The sequence below is a fragment of the Okeania sp. genome (assembly GCF_983059655.1).
The window spans coordinates 1-3,458 of sequence record NZ_CEZPJD010000828.1 but is presented as its reverse complement, the minus strand read 5'-3'; the positions used below and the strand labels follow the sequence as shown (position 1 = coordinate 3,458).

Below are 3,458 nucleotides of genomic sequence, written 5' to 3'. Positions count from 1 at the left end.
TTTATTTTTTTCATCCCCTTGAAAGGGGAGGCTTGAGACCTTCTTTTTTGGTCAAGAAAAAGTATTTCTCTTGTTGCAAAGGAACCAGAAATTGGTTACTTAATGACGGCGAATATATACTAAACCGACACTCAGATGTGCCTATTATACGGCACATTAAAGTTAAAGGTAATAAATCCCCTTATGACGGCGATTGGACTTATTGGAGTAACAGAATCGGTAAATATCCAGGCGTAAGGAAAGAAGTCACAACGCTGCTAAAACGGCAAAAGAATAAATGCGCATTTTGTGGGCTAACCTTTAGTCCGACTGACCTTATGGAAGTTGACCATATAAAACCAAGGTCTAAAGGTGGTGACAACACAATCAAAAACAAACAGTTGTTGCACCGACATTGCCACGATACTAAAACTGCCGATTATAAAAAAGACATACACGCAACCAAAGTCACAGGATTTACCTGAAGATTATCTATGGGTTGACGATATGTTGATATTAAGACAGGGATGTACCCATGACAAGGGACGTTTAAGAGAGGAGCCGATTTGGAGGTGAAAGTCTCACGTCCGGTTCTGAAGACGAGTCGGGTAGGGTAACTTACCTGGCTTAGTTTAACTCTTTTGAACAAAAAGACCGAGGTTGGGATGAACCAGGAACAGGTTTATATCCAGTATTAGATAATGTCAAAGATTGTGTGGTTTATGAGTTAAGAAAGTTTCTGACCTTGGTCTATAACAATAACCCCAATATATTAGAAACTCTCTGGTTAGATTCAGAATTTTACTTACATTTATCGTCAGTGGGAAAAAAGCTAATCTCCTATCGTCAGGCATTTATTTCCCAGAAAATCAGAGCTTCTTTTGCGGGCTATGCTTACTCTCAAATTAAACGAGTGGAAACTCATAGAAAATGGCTATTAAATCCTCCAGCAAAAAAGCCAGAACCTCAAGATTTTGGACTGAATGAAAATAGCTATAGACCTTTAACCAAATCAGAAGTTAATGCTTTTATGGAATTCCTTTATATGTTGGTTAGAGACTGTATAGAATTTTTAGAACCAACTCAGCAACTACGAGATTTATTGTTAGAAAAAATTGATTATAAAGCAATTCTTAAACAGCATCCCATTTCTGATGAATTATTACCAAAAGTGCAAGAATATACCCGAGCAAAAAACGATTTTATTCATTTGTTGCACTTAACTCAAGCTTATCGGCAAGGTTTAAGTCAATGGGAAGCTTATTGTAGTTGGAATAAAGGTAGAAATTTGCAACGGAAGGAGTTAGAAAGGAAGTGTGGATATGATGCCAAGCACATGAGTCATTGTATTCGGTTGTTAAGAATGGGAATTGAAATTTTGCGGGAGGGGGTGCTTTATGTGAATCGGAAAAAAGTGGGAGATGCCGAGTATTTATTATCGGTTAGAAATGGGGATGTTATTTATGAGGATGTGAAAAGATTAGCGGATGATTTGTTTGATGAAATTAAGGAGATTAAGACTGAATTACCAGAACAAGTAGACCGGGGATTTTTGAATCAAGTTTGTGTAGAGTTGGTGGAAATGGCAGGAATTTTTTAGGAGTCAGAAATCAGAATGAATAGTTTCGTCTATTTCTTGTCTATTTTTTGATATAGCCATAATTTCTAGTTACTGACTGGGCAAAGAATCTAATTTTCTTGGAAAAACTATAATTAGGTTTTGCTGAATAAGTATACATAGTAAGGGGAGGAGTTAGGAGTCAGAATAAATAGAAATTATGGAGGAAATAACAGAAAGAATAGTCCTTCGATCTTTTTGCCCAACTCTTGACCAAAATCCTAAATTTTTGAACCATTACCGAAGAATTAATAATTAAATAATTAAATAATTAAATAATTCACGCCTTGAAGCCTCCCCTTTCAAGGGGAAATAAGAAAAAATTTTCCTTTTATTCAATCAATTCCGTTTTAGGGAGAGGTAATTATCAATTATCCATTATCAATTATCAATTATTGAACTACCTATAAACCTCGCGCTTTTTGATACTTAAAAAGGCACTTACCTTTATATGTAAAGACTTTTAGATTTAATCAGGAAGCCCTAATTATAGAATTATAAAAATATATGCAGATTCTACTAAACATGAGGTACAACTGCCGCGGGCAAGATTCCCGCACTACAAACATTTAGAAACTACAAACAAAAATTTTTTTATCACTTATTATCCGGACATGATATAACATCATAATCTTTGATTTGATTTAGGATTTCTATCTATCTAATCAAACAACTGAAGTTGAAATAAAATATTGTTTGTAAATACACAAAAAATTCTCAGCATGAGCAGCTCCTAACTGTTGAATTTCTGGAGGAAAGGCATCAAGAGGGGCAGTCTTTCCTCTGACATTGAATTTTTCAGCACCAGCCGACGTTCCTTGATGAAGGTAGACTATAGTTGGGTATAACTCTAACCACATACCTAAGCGTTGAGCTACATCGTAAGTGGTCATTACTCCCAGACCCTTAACCCGATTAGTAACAGATTCTACCCACTCATAAAGTTGATCGAAAGTCTCTAAGGAAGGTTTTAGGCCATCTGCTAGTGAAACTCTCAATCCTACCCCTAATTTAGAGGATACTCGACGTTGATGAGAGTGCATTTTGCCATCTGGAAACCTAGACATCCAAGCTCTCTCTAAAGCACCTTCCCAATTTAGGTTTTTATCGCCCCACCATTGTTCTTGAAAAGTATAGTAATTATGGTAGTGTTTTAGATAATCTTTCACCAAATCTGAAAGAGTTTTTTTCTGAGGAGTAAGAGGTTTACTATGGCATTGATTTGAAGTTTTTACTACTCTTTTTTTTTCGTTGTAGCAGTCCATAATCGTAATTAAAATAACTGTATTTATACAATTCTATAATCAAAGTTATTGAATTATTGAAATAGCTTAATATACTATCCGGTTAACGAAGTCAGAAGTCAGAAGTCAGTAGGGGCGTTAACGATAGTTATGCGAAGCAAACGGCCGTTCGCCCGTACAGAAGTTATTTTTGTAACGGGGATTTGAGAAAAGCTCCAAAAATATTGCGCCTTAAAAGGCGGGGTGGGGCAACCCATATTATTTTGATAATTAATTAATGAGTAAATGAATAACTACTTCTAAAGTTTAGGAAAGGAAATTTGGCAGTAACTTTTATTATTTCTCAATTTCCAAGGTTGCTTTTAGCGAAAAATCTTGGTCTAAAGCCTCCTCTTTTAAGGAAATAAAAAAAGAGAATTCCGTATTTTCTTACCTCCTTATTACAGAGGTACTGATAACTGATATAGCAATGTGCGCTGGCTTGCTTTACAAATTTCAGGAACTGTCCAATAGCTAAAAGTTTTATATAATCAGCTTTTTATCCCCCCTACTGCCTCTCTTGGTCGGCGTTCCGCAAGCGAGCTGTCGGCGACGCGGGGTCTGACCGCTATTGCCTA

General features: G+C 36.1%; 3 protein-coding genes. 2 read left to right on the top strand and 1 reads right to left on the bottom strand.

Annotation, left to right across the window (positions count from 1 at the left end; genetic code table 11):
• Window positions 1-464 (top strand): HNH endonuclease (locus AC3DU7_RS28995; protein ID WP_488042721.1); only part of this gene is annotated, 464 nt, incomplete at its 5' end.
• A 230-nt stretch (window positions 465-694) separates the two neighbouring features.
• Window positions 695-1,579, top strand: coding sequence for a nucleotidyltransferase (locus AC3DU7_RS28990; RefSeq protein ID WP_488042720.1), 885 nt, complete (start codon window positions 695-697; stop codon window positions 1,577-1,579).
• A gap of 683 nt (window positions 1,580-2,262) precedes the next feature.
• Here AC3DU7_RS28990 and AC3DU7_RS28985 read toward each other — a convergent pair.
• Window positions 2,263-2,862 carry a hypothetical protein gene (locus AC3DU7_RS28985; RefSeq protein WP_488042719.1) on the bottom strand — a complete coding sequence of 200 codons (600 nt, stop codon included), beginning with the start codon at window positions 2,860-2,862 and terminating at the stop codon, window positions 2,263-2,265.
• Window positions 2,863-3,458: the final 596 nt, after the last annotated feature.